This is a genomic window from Vibrio sp. JZG120, from assembly GCF_053890955.1.
The window spans coordinates 277,839-293,602 of sequence record NZ_JBSRRK010000005.1 but is presented as its reverse complement, the minus strand read 5'-3'; the positions used below and the strand labels follow the sequence as shown (position 1 = coordinate 293,602).

Sequence of the window (15,764 nt, the reverse complement as noted above, 5' to 3'; positions counted from 1 at the left end):
AAATGACAATAACTTGATGGCTAAGGATGAAGAGCCAGACTATAATCAGATCAATATTGAAACAATATGGATAATTGAAAGTGATTGTTCGAAATTTAGAAACAATTGACTTTAGGACGCTCTCTATCTTTGTCACAAGCTGTCGACTACTGAGCTTAACCAAGTGCGCGCTGGAGTTAAACCTACCAAAATCTACTGTTAGTAAAGCCATAACCAGACTCGAACAACACTTTGAAGCCAAGCTCCTAGAGCGCACGACCCGAAAGTTGGTGATTACCGAAGCTGGTCAAATGGTTTTAGAGCGTGCTGCAAGCTTAGTTGAGGAATTTCACTCGATTGGTCAAGACGTTCAGGAAATGGAACAGCAGATCCAAGGTCGGCTTCGCATTGCTGCGCCACCAGCCTTGGACGCGTATATAGCTGAGCACATCTTTTTACCATTTTTAAAACAATGGCCAAAAGTACAAATTGCGTTAGAAGCATCGAACGATTTTGTTGATCTGTTTTCACACGGTTTTGATATGGCAATTCGAGTCGGCCAGATCGTCGATGATCGACTGATTGCTAAAAAATTGGGCTACACCACCCGAGTATTGGCCGCCAGTCCTGAGTATTTAGCTGAGTGTGGCGTACCTAAAACGCCAGAAGATCTGACAACACACAACTGTTTGAGATATCAGTATGTTTCAGAGATAGGCCCTTGGACGTTGATTTCGCAGGACAGCACGGTCAACGTCTCGGTAAGCAGTAACTTCTCTAGCACCACCGTAGAAGCGGTATTAAAAGGCGCGCTCAAAGGATTGGGAATCGCTAACTTACCTATGCAAAACATGACGCAAGAGCTGGAAAATGGCTCCTTAGTCAGAGTTTTACCTCAATGGCACACGGTACCAATGCCCATTTATTTAGTCTATCGTCCTGGCGCAAACCGAACGCGACGAGTACAAGCGATGATTGACCATATCATGAGCCTAAGATCTCAGTTTGAATTTGGTCCTCGACATGGTTTGTGTTGCGGTGAAGCATAATCCCGCCACCATTGAGCATTAGCGTGCGGCTCGGATAAATGCCGCAAGCTTCTCACTAGCATGCTGTTCACTCAATGCAGACATACTATCCGCCGCTTCCACTTTGCCATCAGCCACAAACACAAAGTGGCTGGCAATGGCTTTGGCATCGCTTAAATGGTGCGTGACCATCAATACGGTTATTCCCCGCTCTGCCGCCAGTTTTTTTACCAAGCTCAGCATCTCTTCACGTAAAACCGGATCAAGCGCCGAGAAAGGCTCATCCAACAGCCACATGGGATGAGGCTGAACAAAACAACGTGCTAAGGCAACACGTTGACGCTGCCCACCAGAAAGGTGCTCAGGCAAACGGTCGAGGTACTCTGCAACGCCAACTTGCTGCGCAGCTTGTTCAACCTGACGTTTTTGGTCTACCGTGAGCTTTAGCCCTGGGTGTAAACCTAAGCCAATGTTGTCACGCACCGACAAGTGAGAAAACAAGTTATGCTCTTGGAACAGCATGGAGAAAGGACGCTGATAGGGCTCTTTGTGCACAATCGACTCACGATCAACCCGAATGTCACCTTGGTCAGGATGGATAAACCCAGCCACCAACGCCAGCAACGTCGATTTTCCAGCCCCACTTGGTCCCATCAGCGACACAATCTGACCTTGCTCAATCGTTAAGTCAAAACGAAACAGCTCACGTTGGTAGGTGTACTGCACATCATCCAACACTAACATTACGCTCTCTCCTTCGTTTTCAATACTTTCTCAATCAAGGCAAAACAGCCCACACTCAACAACAACAAGGTCACCGATACCACCGCAGCCGCGTCCATCTGATAGCTGCCAAGTAACTGGAACAAATACAGAGGCAAAGTGCGGAACTCTTGCCCGCCAAACAACGCGATAGCACTTAAATCGCCAATCGCAAACATAAAGCTGATCGCAAACGCATGTGCGAATGGCTTGCGCAGCGCCTGCCACTCCACCACTTTAAAGCGTTGCCAGCCACGCATGCCTAAGCTGGCACACAGATACTGGTATTGCTGCTCGATGTGCAGTATTGGCTGTGCCAGCGTTTTGATCACGTAAGGCAAAGCCATCAAACCATTTACCAAAATCACAACAAAAAACGCCAAGCTAAAAACATCGGTAAATGATCGCAACAGCAAGAATAATCCGGTGCTAATCACCAAACCCGGCGTCACCAAAATAATGGTGCCGATTAGCTCAATCTGATCGGCTCGCGTATTTTTGTACTGCAATCGCCAACGGCGACTGGTCAACAATATAGACACGCCCGCAGCGACCGCAAGCGCACTGGCTAACCCTGCCACTTTGAGTGAGTTAGATAACGCAGACCAAAAACGTTCATCGGTTAAAACCGTCCAAACTTGTTGGTTGATGCCACTCAGTAACACCATCAATAACGGTGGTATCACCAGTAAAAAGGCACCTATGATCCAAAAGCTATCCCAAGCTTTTGACCACCCATGATCCTTCGTTAAATATTGCTGTACCGATGTGCTGCCAGCACTGATAGAAACAGGCTTTGTTAACTTCTGCACTCCAATGGCAAGCAGTCCACATAACAGCATCTGCCACAGCGCCAATAACGCCCCAGCTTGTAAATCAAAATCAAACTTAATCGCTTGGTAAATGGCCAATTCAATGGTGGTAGATTTTGGCCCGCCCCCCAATGCCATTACAGTGGCGAAACTGGTGAAGCACAGCATAAATACCAAACCACAAACGTGGGGAAGTTGCTGTCTTAAACGCGGCCATTCCACCCAACGAAACTTATTCCAATGGTTCATACCTAAATGCGCACACAGCTTATGTTGCTCGGCAGGAATAGATTCTAATGCTTGCAACAGCAAGCGCGCCGCGTAAGGTAAATTAAAGAACACATGGGCGAGTAAAATGCCGTTCAAACCGTAAATAGAAAATGGCAGTTTGCTATCGAAACTCTGTAGCCACTGCGCTAACAAACCGCTGTTGCCATAAATCGCTAACAGCCCGAAAACACCAACCAAAACAGGCAAAACTAGCGTCGATGCAAACAGCTTAAGCAGTAATGACTTACCCCAAAATTGGCGACGTGAAAGCGCGTGCGCAACTGGAATGGCAAAGCCAACACTGAGCAATGTGGAAAGAAAAGCTTGGTAGAAGCTGAACTTGGTGACATGTTGATAATACGGGTCGTCCCATACCACAGACACATCAAGTGAAGGGGCTTGAACAATCAAAGCACCTAGGGCAGAAACAACAAAGGTCGCGATGATCATCGCGACCCCTAAACCTATTTTTGGAACAGAATTCAAAGGTAAAACCTATCTCATTCAGATGAGGGGTGGAACGTCAGCTAAAACGTCAGTGCGCTTTGCCATTCGCGAATCCAAGACTTACGCATTTTTGCCACTTCATCAGCACTAAAGCTCAACGACTTGTTTGGAACGCTCAAGGTTTCAAAACCTTCAGGTAACTCAACGTCAGTAACAGGGTACATCCAGTTACCCGTTGGCATCGCTGACTGGAACTCATCACTTAAAATGAAATTCATAAATTGATCAGCAAGTTCTGAATTTTTTGCCCCTTTCACTTTAGCGGCGACTTCAACTTGCATGTAGTGACCTTCAGCAAAATTCGCCGTCGCAAACTTTGAATCGTTTTCCGCAATTAAGTGGTACGCAGGTGACGTAGTGTAAGAAAGCACTAAGTCCGACTCGCCGTTAAGGAACATGGAATACGCTTCTGACCAACCTTTCGTGACCGTTACGGTTTTGCTCGCTAGCTTCTGCCACGCTTGCGTCACATCGTCTCCATAGATGGATTTCATCCACAGCATCAAGCCTTGGCCCGGCGTTGACGTACGCGGATCTTGATAAATCACTTTCAAATCATCGCGCGTTTCCACCAGCTCTTTCATGCTTTTCGGCGGATTAGCCAGTTTCTCTGTGTTGTACACAAATGCGAAGTAGCCGTAATCGTACGGTACAAACGTCGTGTCGCTCCAACCATTTGGTAACACTGTGTTGGCCGTATCCACATTGTGCTCGGTAAGCAGACCGGTTTTCTTTGCTTCTGCCATCAGGTTGTTATCCAGACCTAACACGATGTCGGCTTTGCTATTACCGCCTTCAAGACGAAGACGATTCAGGATCGACACACCATCGTCCAACGCCACGAAGTTAACGTCACAGCCACATTTTGCTTCAAAAGCTTGCTCGATTTTAGGACCCGGCCCCCAATCTGCGGCAAAAGAATCGTAGGTATAAATAGTTAATGGGTTTTCAGCAGCAAACGCTGAAGTAGAGGTAATTGCAGCTAAGGCAATCAGACTTGAAGTGGTTTTCACTGCTCGCTCTCCATGAGTATTTCAGAGAAATAAGTTGAGCGGCACAGGGTTGAGGCGGCTATTAAGGACTTCCAATATCCAGACTCAATTCCTACGCCAGCATTATCTGGTTCAGGTAATACGGGTCCCTAGTTAAGAACTTAGGTCTCAGCGCCCAAATGCATTGATTGACTCAATGCTAAATGGGTTTGCTCCCCGATGAGTTGGATGGATTGTAAAGGTATTTGAGTGGTTACACAATCAGCTCACGAACGCTGGTCATAACCCCAACGAGGCACTAAACCTTGCTCAATACCTAAGTGGTCGAGAATTCTCGCCACCATAAAATCCACTAAGTCTTCAATGCTCTTCGGCTGATGATAGAAGCCCGGAGCCGCTGGCATGATGGTCACGCCCATTTGCGACAGTTTGTGCATGTTCTCCAGATGCAGCGTTGAGAATGGTGTTTCGCGAACCACGAGCAACAGCTGCCCGCGCTCTTTCATTACTACATCAGCGGCCCGTTCGATCAAGTTGTCCGACATACCGTGTGCTATGGCCGCAACGCTTCCCGCAGAGCATGGGCAAACCACCATTTGTTTGGGCGCTGCAGAACCAGACGCAACCGGCGAGAACCAATCGTCTTTACCGCAAACGGTGATGTTATTTGGATCACAGTTGAGATGTTCCACCAGCGCTTGCTTTGCGGCTTCTGGGCCACTTGGCAACTTAAGATTGTGTTCGGTTGCCATCACGACACGAGCCGCCGAAGAGATCAGAACGTAGACATGATAATCCGCCGCGACCAAACATTCTAAAAGGCGCAGACCATAAGGTGCACCAGATGCTCCAGTTAACGCTAAAGTGATGGCTTTTTCTGCTTGCTGCTGTTTGTTTTGCATAAAATCAGGCTTTTTGTTTAAGTTGCTCGAGGATCTTGCCGTGAATACCGCCAAAGCCACCATTACTCATCACGAGGATTTGGTCACCTGGCTGCGCACGTTCAACGATTTTCGCTACAAAGTTATCGATGTCAGCGTCAACAAAAGCAGGTTGCTGACATTGTTCCGCGATATCTTGCACCGACCATTCGATGTTGTCTGGTTGGAATAAGAACACTTCATCTGCGCTGTGTAGCGAATCCGCGAGTGTGTTTTTGTGCACGCCGCGCTTCATAGTGGCAGAACGAGGTTCCAACACGGCAAGAATGCGTTTTTCGCCTACCTTGTTACGCAAACCACCGACGGTGAGTTCAATTGCCGTTGGGTGATGCGCAAAATCATCGTAAACCGTCACACCTTGCTCTTCACCTTTTAACTCAAGACGGCGCTTGGTGTTAATGAAACGGCCCAGAGCCTGACACGCAAGCTCCGGCGTTACGCCAACGTGTCGCGCCGCGGCAATCGCCATCAGTGCATTATCAACGTTATGATCACCCACCAAATCCCATTCGACGGTACCGACCTTCTCGCCTTGCAGAGCAACTTCAAATTTTGAGCCATCGACCACTAATTTGTGCGCTTGCCAGTCGCCATCAACACCTGAAAACTGCTTTTCTGTCCAGCAACCACGCTCTAATACATCCGCCAAAGCTTGGTCTTGCTTCGGAGCTAAGATTAAGCCATTGCCGGGAACCGTTCGCACTAAATGATGGAATTGGCGCTTGATCGCCTCTAGATCATCGAAGATGTCAGCATGATCAAACTCAAGGTTGTTCATGATTAAGGTTCGAGGATGGTAGTGCACAAACTTAGAACGCTTATCGAAAAAAGCACTGTCATATTCGTCCGCTTCAACGACAAAAAACATGCTTTCGCCCAAACGAGCAGAGACTCCAAAGTTACCAAGAACTCCACCAACTAGGAAACCAGGTTGATAACCGCAGTCTTCGAGTATCCAAGCCAGCATGCTCGACGTGGTCGTTTTACCGTGTGTACCCGATACCGCCAATACCCAGCGATCGTGCAGCAAAAACTCGTTGAGCCACTGCGGACCAGAGGTGTAGCGCATGTTGGTATTGAGCACATGTTCAACACATGGGTTACCGCGGCTCATGGCATTACCGATCACCACAAGGTCTGGTTGAGGGTCGAGTTGAGACGGGTCGAAGCCTTCAATAATTTCAATACCTTGAGACTCAAGCAACGTGCTCATCGGTGGGTAAACGTTGGCATCAGAACCAGTGACTTTATGCCCTAATTGGCGCGCTAAAATCGCAGCGCCGCCCATAAATGTGCCACAGATACCCAAGATATGAATGTGCATAAACTAAACCTTGTAATGCGTTCTTTAATGCTTTCATTATCGCGATCACAACCAGAAAAGCGAGAGACTTTAGCCTTCTTCTTGCAGTCCCTTTCACAAATATGACAAGGTTGAACACAGACTGTACAACCTCTTGCTTACTGATGAATCCCTCAAACAAGTCTACAAATAAATTGAGATCTCAAACAGTTACTTCATTACCATTAAAAAGATCTGCGACTTAAACTTACATCCAGCGCAATCGTTTAACATCCATAAAGAGATGCTCACTTGCGCACTACCCCCAATGAAATGAAAATGTAAGGATTAACCATGTCAGGACTGCGCACCCTAGGCGAGTTCATTGTCGAAAAACAAGCGGATTTCCCCCACGCTAGCGGTGATCTATCATCCCTTTTAGCCTCCATTCGTTTAGCTGCAAAAATCGTTAACCGCGAAATCAACGCAGCGGGTCTCGGTGATATCACTGGTGCTGTAGGCACGGAAAATGTCCAAGGTGAAGACCAGCAAAAGCTCGATGTTTACGCGAACGATAAGTTCAAAGCCGCGCTTGAAGCTCGTGACCAAGTGTGTGGCGTTGCCAGTGAGGAAGAAGACGAAGCGGTTGCTTTCAACAAAGAGCTCAACCAAAACGCCAAATATGTGGTACTGATGGACCCACTTGATGGTTCTTCTAACATCGATGTGAACGTCTCTGTCGGTACTATCTTCTCTATTTATCGCCGTGTTTCACCTATTGGCACGCCAGCGACAGAAGAAGATTTCCTTCAGCCTGGTCATAAGCAAGTTGCCGCTGGTTACGTGATTTACGGTTCATCAACCATGTTGGTTTACACCACGGGTAACGGCGTAAACGGCTTTACTTACGACCCATCTATCGGCAGCTTCTGCCTTTCTCATGAAAACATGATGATTCCAGAAGAAGGCAAGATTTATTCGATCAACGAAGGTAACTACATTCGCTTCCCTCAAGGGGTGAAGAAGTACATCAAGTACTGCCAAGAGAATGTGCCAGAAGACGGTCGTCCATACACTTCGCGCTACATTGGCTCATTGGTTGCTGATTTCCACCGCAACTTACTGAAAGGTGGTATCTACCTTTACCCTAGTACGCAAAGCCATCCACAGGGCAAACTGCGTCTGCTTTATGAATGTAACCCAATGGCGTTCTTAATTGAGCAAGCGGGCGGTATTGCATCAGACGGCGTCAATCGCATCATGGATATCAAACCAACCGAATTGCACCAACGTGTGCCTTTCTTTGTTGGTTCTAAGAACATGGTTCGCAAAGTTGAAGAGTTCCTTGAACTGCACCGCGACGAAGAATAATTTCAGACCTTTGTCCAACGCGGCAGGTGTTTACCTGCCGCGTTTTTGTCGCTAAAGTGAAACGCGAATTTATCATCAGATGAAGCCGCTTCTGTGTGACTCATCGTTAATGAAAAGGAATATTCTAATGAGCTTAAACCATGTGCCAGCAGGCAAGTCGCTGCCTGAAGATATCTATGTCGTGATCGAAATTCCTGCAAATGCAGATCCAATCAAGTACGAAGTAGATAAAGACTCTGGTGCGGTATTTGTCGACCGTTTCATGTCTGCACCGATGTTCTACCCATGTAACTATGGCTACGTGAACAATACGCTGTCTCTTGATGGCGACCCAGTCGACGTACTGGTACCAACACCATACCCACTCATGCCAGGTTCAGTGATTCGCTGCCGTCCTGTTGGCGTTTTGAAGATGACGGATGAGTCAGGTGAAGACGCAAAAGTGTTTGCGGTTCCACACTCCAAAATCTCGAAAGAGTACGATCACATCCAAGATGTAAACGATATCCCAGAACTACTGAAAGCGCAGATCACGCAATTCTTTGAGCGTTACAAAGAGCTTGAAGCGGGCAAATGGGTGAAAGTGGATGGTTGGGCAGGTGTTGCTGCCGCTAAAGCTGAGATCCTAGAATCTTACGAGCGCGCTCAGAAAAAATAAGCATCACGGCTGATACAAAATTAAAAAGAGCTGCTTTAGGGCAGCTCTTTTTAATTTTGTGTAAGTCAACTAGATAGGCGCGCCTGCAGAAGACATTCGGCCGGCGTCATAGTCATGCTGAAAGAAAGGGTCTAGGTCATCACAAATACCAAAATACGGACGCCCGATAACACCAAGCATATACGCGCTTTGTTCACAATACTCTTGCTTCCCTTGCTGATAACCCGTTTGATAGGCCATGATCAGTTCAGGCGTAGCATGATTAGTACTATCCAGTGCAGCGATACGATCTTCAGATAAAACTCTTAATCCATCTAAGGCAGACTGCTTACCAAACGCTTGCCAGTCGGTAGCATTACTCGAGGTCGGCAGGGTTGTTTGCGCGCATGCGGCAAGAATCAACGCCATTGATCCAATTACGAATACCTTCATCATGACTCCTTAGTGACCAGCTCGTCGCTATTGATAATGTCAGTATAGCTCACACCTTTTGACACCAATCTCCGGAAGCGATTTCTTCGGTCAGTTGTTCGGTATCTTGATACAAGTAGATCCAAGCTTGGCCAAACGGCGTGACGATACTCTCTCGACGATACTCTACTGGCACATCTTCCAACTTATCTAGCTCGGATAAGGTTTCATCATCAATCAGATACACTTCACCTTGTATCGAGCGCTGCCCGACAGACAACGCGGGATAAGGACCTAAGTCATAAAGTGCGAACTGAGCATCCGTTTCATGCTGACCAAGAAACTGGGCCGAGCTCAGAAAGTGATGATTACACTCTCCTTTACGCAAGGTCCCATATACAAAAACTAAATGCTGCATAACCACTCCTTAGTCATGAACTTTATGTACGCAGGTGAACAAGCTCTAATCGAACTCAAATTGATAGAGTAGGTCAACCGCACTATCTACACCAGAAACCGCCTCTAAATACAGATCTTGCATCAATCGATAACGCACTGTGAACTCGCCTAGTGAGTTAAAGATGCCGACGCCGTATTTCACCTGTAATCCCGGCAGAATGTAACCACTGACGGTCACTTGAGAATCATCGCCCGAACCCGCCGTATCCAATTGTAAATCTTGAACCCCAAAGGCTTCACCGATTTCACCAACCACGCGTCCACTCTTTGCCAAACTTAGGCCGATCAACGTGGTCGTCATAGCATTGCCTCCCGCTTCGCCATCAATGTCTTGACCGCGAAGTAGGTAAGAGAGCGCATTCGCTTGAGGCATCGCTGGCTCAGAGAATATCTCCACATTTGGATCCGATGCTGGTCCTGTTACACGCACACCAGCAATCACGTCATCTTGGGTATTATCTGGGTTTCGAATCGCCTTAATAGAAACGTACGGCTGATCTGCCGGACCATTCATTAAGATCTTACCTTCTTCAATCACCAAATCCTGACCAAAAGAACGGTAAGAACCGTCGACGATATTAACCTCCCCAACGATGAACGGACCTTTATCTTTCTGTGTCACATTGAGGTTACCTTTCAGACCACCTTTCAAGCCAAAGGCGGCCAGTTGGAAGTCATCACCGATTTTAATGTTGATATCCGTTTCAACATCAAATGGCATTGGCTCGATATCACTCACAGGCTGTAAGTTCTGGTCCAAAATCACGGTGTCGCTTGAAACACCAACCGCACTTGGTGGCAGCTCTTCAACCACAACTCGTCCCCAAGGCAGATTAATATTACCTTCGACCTTAGCAAGCTGCGGTGTGACATCAATAGTCATGTCCGGCTCAACTTTGATTTTTACCATTGGTGGAAGATCCACCTGAAGCTCTTTCGCAAATACGCGCGCTTTGGTATGCCAATTTTGTAGATCCTGCCAATCGGCCTCACCGGTCACTTCCAACTCACCATCTGGCGTCATGATACCCGCATCAAGATCCGCTTGGTGACCTTTAAAGTTGATCGCGACCTGACCGGAGTTAATGTCTATCGGCGTGACTTCACCTTGTAGCTTCATTTGATCAATCAAGAACTGACCGTTGACTTTAGGGTGCATAACATCACCAGATATCGCCAAATCAGTATTCATATTTGCTTTGAATAGGCTGTACTCACCTATCAACGGCGCTAAGAAATCCAGATGGAATGTCGATAGCGAGACCTTACCGTCAATCTCAGGCTGCTCAGACGTTACATCGACCAAAGAAACCTGACCAGATAAGTCACCGTTGTCTCTCACATCAAATAACCACTCAGCATCTAACTTGTCTTTTGCCAGCGCCGCTTTAAAGCTAAAGCTTTCCCAACCAAGTGTTATCGGCTGCTCTAGTGCTTGCTCTACTTGACCTTTAGGCATATCAACGTTCACCGTGACTTCCGGCTTCATCTCTGGTGCCCATTTTGCTGTTGCTTGCGCGTTGACCGACCCTTGTAATTTCGTCTCTGGCGGCAGGAACTGCTTGATTTGTTCAAAGTCAAAGTCGTTCACGGCTAACTTGGCTTCGCCACTTTGACCAACACTAATATCTTCGGTCAAACAAACACTCGAATTGGCTTGCAGCCAACAATGTGCTTGAACATCAGCGATTTGTTTATCAATGTTGACTTTAACCGCCGTCGATTTCTGCAACGCCCAAGGTCCCTGCGGCGTGCTCAAAGTAAGACGACGCAATGCACCATCCCAGCTCATTTGCGGCTTCTGTATGAATGAGCCTTCAATTTCTAAGCTGGTTGATACAATGTCAGACACCACATCTAGCGTCAGTTGGTGCAGTTTTTCATCCCCAGAAACTTCAAGGTCTGCACTATCAACTTTAATGTCGTCGTAGGTAATGTTGTTCGCAATGAGGCTTAAGTTCGCTTTCGGTGCTGGCAGAGGCGTCACATCCCCCTTCAAAGTTATGTTTTCGACGTTTGCTTGCTGCTGCCAGCTCACTTGATTTAGCGCTAGGTCTAATTTGATGTCAGGCTCTTTCAAGCTACCACGCAGCGCCACGTTGCCTTGCATCTTACCCGCTAGATCCGGAACACTTTTCGCAAAATCGGGGAAGTTAACCTCAACATCCATTAATATCTGCTTATCAATCTTACCCTTGGCACTCAATTGGTTAGGGCCATGAGAAAGCGCTAAACCTTGCGTGGTAAGCTGAATGTCTTCACCTTTGCCATTCTTATCAGACGCTTCCAGTTGGCCTTCCACATTCAGCGGATAACCGCGCAAAATGCCATCGATATCTAACTTAGGTAAACTGACTTGCCAACCGCCTTGTTCTGTTAAAGAACCTGAAGTCGAGAGGCTGCCACTGATATCGCCTTCCGCTTCTTCCCATTGAAGCCCTGGTTGAATATGTTGCAAATTAAGGTCAGCTTGCCAGTTGATTGGCGCAGCCCAATTCGCCATCACCTGACCGGATAGCTCACCGCCCAATGTTTTGACTACCAGGCTTTCAAGATCGATTTGCTCTAATGTGCCTTTGCCGTTTAGTGCAACATCTACAGCAGGAATATCTTTACCCGAAGCTTGTGTTTCTAGTGCCACAGCGTATCCGTCCAGGGAACCTTTTGCAGATAAACTTGGTACCGATACTTGATAATCACTTTGACCGATTAACGGCCATTGTGCTTGTACATTTTTGATTGCAACATCAAAGGGTAACTGCGCTTTCAGGGGCTGAAGTTCACCTTTGATCTCCGCTTCGACTAGTTCAGATAAGGTCGCAGTGAGAAAAAGGTCTCCCACCGAACCAGCAGCTGACAGCGACAGCTTTTGTCCCTTCGCATCCGCTTGCTTCACCAGCGCATCGAGCTGTGCTTTGAGAGGATAGTCAGCAGAAAGCGTTACTTGCGTGCTTAACTTACCTTCCACTTCAGGCATATCGAGCTCTAATGTTTTCACATCAACACGGTCGCCCCCCGCTTTCGCTACAGCACCAAGGTGGTGAACGATCACCGGCTTCTCACCTGCAAGCTTGAAGTTATGAACATCGAGGCGTCTTACTTCCACAGTGAGTGGAATCCACACCTCAGGTAACACAATATCTTGCGGCGGAACGTCAGCGTCTTTCGGCTCGTCGGTGGCGGCTTCAGGTTCAGCTTCACTTGGAGCCAGTGCAACATTGATGTCTTTTAATGCCGTCGGCGCAATCACTAAACGGTCGCCTTGCATAGAAAGCCCGGTAGAGAAATCTTGCCAGTCAATTTGGTTGCCTAAAATGTTTAAGTTAATGTCATCAAAACTGACCTTATTAACAAAAATAGGGACTGGTGTACTGACTGTACGTAATGGCGGAGTCTCCTCTGGCTCTTCGCCTGCCGGAGGGAGCTCTGGCATCTGAAAGTTAACACCTTGCAGGGTTAGCTCATCGACACAGACTTTAGGGTCAAAGAAACAACGGAAGTTAACCGCTAACGCTAAACGATCGACTTTTGCGTCGATGTTCAAAGATTCGTCGACAAAACTGACGTTCTGTAGCTCAAAACGAGGAAATAATGAGCCCTGAACTTTCTCTATTTGTAATTGCGGTAAAGCCTTTTCTGCTCCCCACAACGCGAGCTTAAGACCAGGGTGAGTAAATAGCACTGTCGCAACAAAAATGATGAGCAACAGCAATAGACCAATCAAACTTAGCGACAGCCATTTGGTCCACTTAAACATCATTTTGATCATAACTCAGGCCCCAATGAGAAGTGGATGCGGAACTCTCTTTCTGGTTTTTCATCCAGTCCCCACGCAAAATCAAAGCTAACCGGTCCAACCGGAGACGCCCAACGGATACCCACACCAGCACCCGATTTCCATTCAGGTGTTTCGTTAAATGCATCACCAATATCGTAGAAGGTGGCTGCCCACCAGTTTCCATACACGCGATATTGATACTCTAATGTGCTGCTGACGATGTATTTACCACCCGTCAAGGCGCCACTTTCATCCACAGGTGAAATAGACTCGTATCCATAACCACGAATGTTGTTATCACCACCAGCGAAGAAACGCAGAGAAGGCGAAAGCTTTTCAAATTCCTCAGTGATGTTCGCACCACCTTCTAAACGGAACAAACCACGATGATTATCACCGATCCCGCGGATCCAAGATGATCGCCCTAATAGGCGCAATACTCGCGTTTCTGACAGCAAAGCAGGATCACCATATTCGATCGTTACACTTTGCTTATCCCCCCACATTGGCATGTTGCCACCACGGACACGAGTTCGTGAAAAAGTGGCTCCGGGTAACACAAATTGCACCCCATCATCTTGCAGACCTTGAGAGAAGTTTTCGTACAAGTGACGAACATAAATGGTTTTATGCCAGCCGCCATCGGTTAGCCAATGTCGCTCAACTGCTAGGTTGGATTCCAAACTCTCCGTATCTCGGTTATCAAGGTGCTTTAAACCAAATTGCAGTTGGTAGTATTCACGCAATACATCATCAAGCGGGATTTTGTAGCCTGCCGTGATCGTCTGTTCTGGCTTTGATAGTGATAACGCCGTATTAAAGCTGTGGCCACGTGAACTAACCCATGGTTTTTTCCATTTTAACGTGCCACGCACACCAGTATCGGTCGAGTAACCAAGACCGGTTTCTATTTGGTTTTTTGACGCTGGCGCGAGCGAGACCTTAATTGGCAATTCGCGTCCCTCATCCAATTTACTTAAATCAGGCTCCACAAAAACCGATGAAAACCAATCGGTATTAGACAGATTTTGGTTGTACTCCCCCACTTGCGAAACCAAGTAAGGTTCACCAATTTCAAAAGGTCGCATTGATTCAACACGGTTTTCCCAAATCTGACTGCCAGTAATGTTAATCGGACCAAAGTGATAACGAATACCACTGTCATAATGCAAACGCACATTCGCTTCATTGAAGTCAGGAATCACTTCAAGTTTGCTGAGCTTGTAATCACCATTGAAATAACCACGCTGCAACGCCAAGTTACGAATACCCGATTTCAGGCTATCGTATTCGCCTTGATTCAATACTTTGCCGACTTTAAGCGGTGAACGTTCAATAAGTTTGGCGAACTCTTCATCGTCTTTTGCTTCACCTGTGATCACCACATCCATGACTTTCACTTTCACAGGTAAACCCGGCTTGATGCTGACGATCAACTCATCATTCCCTTCCGGAATAGAGTATGAAATTTTTGCATGATAATACCCAAGCGCATTAAGAGCTTCAGTGATACTTTGATCTAATCTCGCTTGAAAGCGCAGGGAAGTGGAGTAGTCCTTCGCTGGAATGGACGACAGGTACGCACTGACATTCTCTTCTAAAGCGCCATCGATGCCTTTTAAAGTCAAAGAAACATCGGCAGAGGCACCATGAGAAAAGGCAAACAGGCCAACAATGGTGAGGAGAGCTTTTTTTATCATGCTTTTTTGGCTGAATGAGGTTAAGTAAACGTAAATAATGATAACGCCAATTAAAGTCTAAGTCTGTAATATTAATAGGTTTAACGCGGTCTATGTCATCACAGCATCAGATACAGACGAAATGAAAAAGTTCGCAAATTTAAGACACGTATTGAAGGACAAATACCATGCTCAACAAACAAACATTGATCAGTATAGAAGATGCCTTGCCAGGTAGAGATCAACCGATGCAGGTTGAAGATCATCATTTTGTAAATAAATCTAACTTAAAGGCACCATTGGAGCCGCATCAACAACAAATTCTGCTGGGAATGGGCTGCTTTTGGGGTGCTGAGCGCGTATTTTGGCAACTGGATGGGGTTATCTCCACTTCGGTTGGCTACGCCGGTGGATATACACCCAATCCTACTTATGAAGAGGTGTGTACGGGTAAAACAGGCCATACAGAGGTAGTACGAGTCGTCTTCGATGAACGCGTGATTTCCTTAGAAAAACTACTGGCCGTTTTTTGGGAGAGACATGACCCAACCCAGGGGATGCGTCAAGGTAACGATCTGGGCACACAATACCGTTCGGCGATTTACACTTATTCCGCGAAGCAGCAAGAGAGCGCAGAAAAATCGAAGCTCTTGTATCAACAAGCACTGCAAGAGGAACTACGCGCGAATATCACCACTGAGATACAGCCAGCGGGCCCGTATTATTTTGCCGAAACTTACCACCAGCAATACCTGGCTAAAAACCCTGACGGTTACTGCGGTATCGGTGGTACAGGTGTTTGCTTTCCACCCAGCTTACAAAGTTAGTTCCTACG

General features: G+C 46.9%; 13 protein-coding genes and 1 riboswitch. Of the genes, 4 read left to right on the top strand and 9 right to left on the bottom strand.

Going from position 1 to position 15,764, the window contains the following annotated elements:
• Positions 1-80: 80 nt before the first annotated feature.
• Positions 81-1,028 carry a LysR family transcriptional regulator gene (locus ACWPOD_RS12920; RefSeq protein ID WP_456231936.1) on the top strand — a complete coding sequence of 316 codons (948 nt, stop codon included), beginning with the start codon at positions 81-83 and terminating at the stop codon, positions 1,026-1,028.
• A gap of 18 nt (positions 1,029-1,046) precedes the next feature.
• Here the strand turns inward: ACWPOD_RS12920 and thiQ are convergent, their stop codons facing one another.
• The 5 genes from thiQ to mpl all read right to left on the bottom strand — a co-directional run bounded on the left by thiQ (position 1,047) and on the right by mpl (position 6,615).
• On the bottom strand, positions 1,047-1,751 hold the full coding sequence (thiQ, locus tag ACWPOD_RS12915; protein ID WP_006742961.1) for a thiamine ABC transporter ATP-binding protein: 705 nt from the start codon (positions 1,749-1,751) through the stop codon (positions 1,047-1,049).
• The gene (thiP, locus tag ACWPOD_RS12910) at positions 1,751-3,337 is read right to left on the bottom strand and encodes a thiamine/thiamine pyrophosphate ABC transporter permease ThiP (protein WP_167426963.1); all 1,587 of its coding nucleotides are present in this window, start codon (positions 3,335-3,337) and stop codon (positions 1,751-1,753) included. The genes thiQ and thiP overlap by 1 nt, the downstream gene beginning before the upstream one ends.
• A gap of 41 nt (positions 3,338-3,378) precedes the next feature.
• Positions 3,379-4,371 (bottom strand): thiamine ABC transporter substrate binding subunit, encoded by a 993-nt coding sequence (thiB, locus tag ACWPOD_RS12905; protein ID WP_167426964.1) that lies wholly within the window; start codon positions 4,369-4,371, stop codon positions 3,379-3,381.
• A gap of 71 nt (positions 4,372-4,442) precedes the next feature.
• A riboswitch (TPP riboswitch) is annotated at positions 4,443-4,579 on the bottom strand.
• A 37-nt stretch (positions 4,580-4,616) separates the two neighbouring features.
• Positions 4,617-5,252 (bottom strand): flavin prenyltransferase UbiX, encoded by a 636-nt coding sequence (locus tag ACWPOD_RS12900; RefSeq protein WP_006742964.1) that lies wholly within the window; start codon positions 5,250-5,252, stop codon positions 4,617-4,619.
• 4 nt (positions 5,253-5,256) lie between these two features.
• Complete coding sequence (gene mpl, locus ACWPOD_RS12895) at positions 5,257-6,615, bottom strand: UDP-N-acetylmuramate:L-alanyl-gamma-D-glutamyl-meso-diaminopimelate ligase (RefSeq protein ID WP_124007403.1); 1,359 nt, start codon at positions 6,613-6,615, stop codon at positions 5,257-5,259.
• 312 nt (positions 6,616-6,927) lie between these two features.
• On the opposite strand from mpl, the gene fbp reads away from it, so the two are divergent.
• Together fbp and ppa are read left to right on the top strand one after the other, a co-directional pair.
• Entirely contained in the window at positions 6,928-7,944 is a 1,017-nt protein-coding gene (fbp, locus tag ACWPOD_RS12890; protein WP_005392321.1) for a class 1 fructose-bisphosphatase, read from the top strand.
• A 127-nt stretch (positions 7,945-8,071) separates the two neighbouring features.
• Complete coding sequence (ppa, locus tag ACWPOD_RS12885) at positions 8,072-8,602, top strand: inorganic diphosphatase (protein ID WP_456231935.1); 531 nt, start codon at positions 8,072-8,074, stop codon at positions 8,600-8,602.
• Positions 8,603-8,671: 69 nt separating this feature from the next.
• Here the strand turns inward: ppa and ACWPOD_RS12880 are convergent, their stop codons facing one another.
• Genes ACWPOD_RS12880 through tamA form a run of 4 tightly spaced genes read right to left on the bottom strand, consistent with a single transcriptional unit; the run spans position 8,672 to position 14,950 of the window.
• A complete protein-coding gene (locus tag ACWPOD_RS12880; RefSeq protein WP_167427117.1) occupies positions 8,672-9,034 on the bottom strand; it encodes a DUF2799 domain-containing protein in 363 nt (120 codons plus the stop codon).
• Between the two features lie 49 nt (positions 9,035-9,083).
• A complete protein-coding gene (locus tag ACWPOD_RS12875; RefSeq protein WP_012841162.1) occupies positions 9,084-9,431 on the bottom strand; it encodes a gamma-glutamylcyclotransferase family protein in 348 nt (115 codons plus the stop codon).
• Between the two features lie 45 nt (positions 9,432-9,476).
• The gene (gene tamB, locus ACWPOD_RS12870) at positions 9,477-13,241 is read right to left on the bottom strand and encodes an autotransporter assembly complex protein TamB (RefSeq protein WP_167426965.1); all 3,765 of its coding nucleotides are present in this window, start codon (positions 13,239-13,241) and stop codon (positions 9,477-9,479) included.
• Positions 13,238-14,950, bottom strand: a complete 1,713-nt coding sequence (tamA, locus tag ACWPOD_RS12865) for an autotransporter assembly complex protein TamA (protein WP_456231934.1) — start codon at positions 14,948-14,950, stop codon at positions 13,238-13,240. The genes tamB and tamA overlap by 4 nt, the downstream gene beginning before the upstream one ends.
• A gap of 167 nt (positions 14,951-15,117) precedes the next feature.
• On the opposite strand from tamA, the gene msrA reads away from it, so the two are divergent.
• A complete protein-coding gene (msrA, locus tag ACWPOD_RS12860; protein ID WP_167426967.1) occupies positions 15,118-15,756 on the top strand; it encodes a peptide-methionine (S)-S-oxide reductase MsrA in 639 nt (212 codons plus the stop codon).
• Positions 15,757-15,764: the final 8 nt, after the last annotated feature.

What these genes read in the sequence shown, in the direction of transcription:
- thiQ (WP_006742961.1), bottom strand. Translation starts at nt 1,751, where the DNA reads ATGTTAGTGTTGGATGATGTGCAGTACACCTACCAACGTGAGCTGTTT.
- ACWPOD_RS12900 (WP_006742964.1), bottom strand. Translation starts at nt 5,252, where the DNA reads ATGCAAAACAAACAGCAGCAAGCAGAAAAAGCCATCACTTTAGCGTTA.
- mpl (WP_124007403.1), bottom strand. Translation starts at nt 6,615, where the DNA reads ATGCACATTCATATCTTGGGTATCTGTGGCACATTTATGGGCGGCGCT.
- fbp (WP_005392321.1), top strand. Translation starts at nt 6,928, where the DNA reads ATGTCAGGACTGCGCACCCTAGGCGAGTTCATTGTCGAAAAACAAGCG.
- ppa (WP_456231935.1), top strand. Translation starts at nt 8,072, where the DNA reads ATGAGCTTAAACCATGTGCCAGCAGGCAAGTCGCTGCCTGAAGATATC.
- ACWPOD_RS12880 (WP_167427117.1), bottom strand. Translation starts at nt 9,034, where the DNA reads ATGAAGGTATTCGTAATTGGATCAATGGCGTTGATTCTTGCCGCATGC.
- ACWPOD_RS12875 (WP_012841162.1), bottom strand. Translation starts at nt 9,431, where the DNA reads ATGCAGCATTTAGTTTTTGTATATGGGACCTTGCGTAAAGGAGAGTGT.
- tamB (WP_167426965.1), bottom strand. Translation starts at nt 13,241, where the DNA reads ATGATCAAAATGATGTTTAAGTGGACCAAATGGCTGTCGCTAAGTTTG.
- tamA (WP_456231934.1), bottom strand. Translation starts at nt 14,950, where the DNA reads ATGATAAAAAAAGCTCTCCTCACCATTGTTGGCCTGTTTGCCTTTTCT.
- msrA (WP_167426967.1), top strand. Translation starts at nt 15,118, where the DNA reads ATGCTCAACAAACAAACATTGATCAGTATAGAAGATGCCTTGCCAGGT.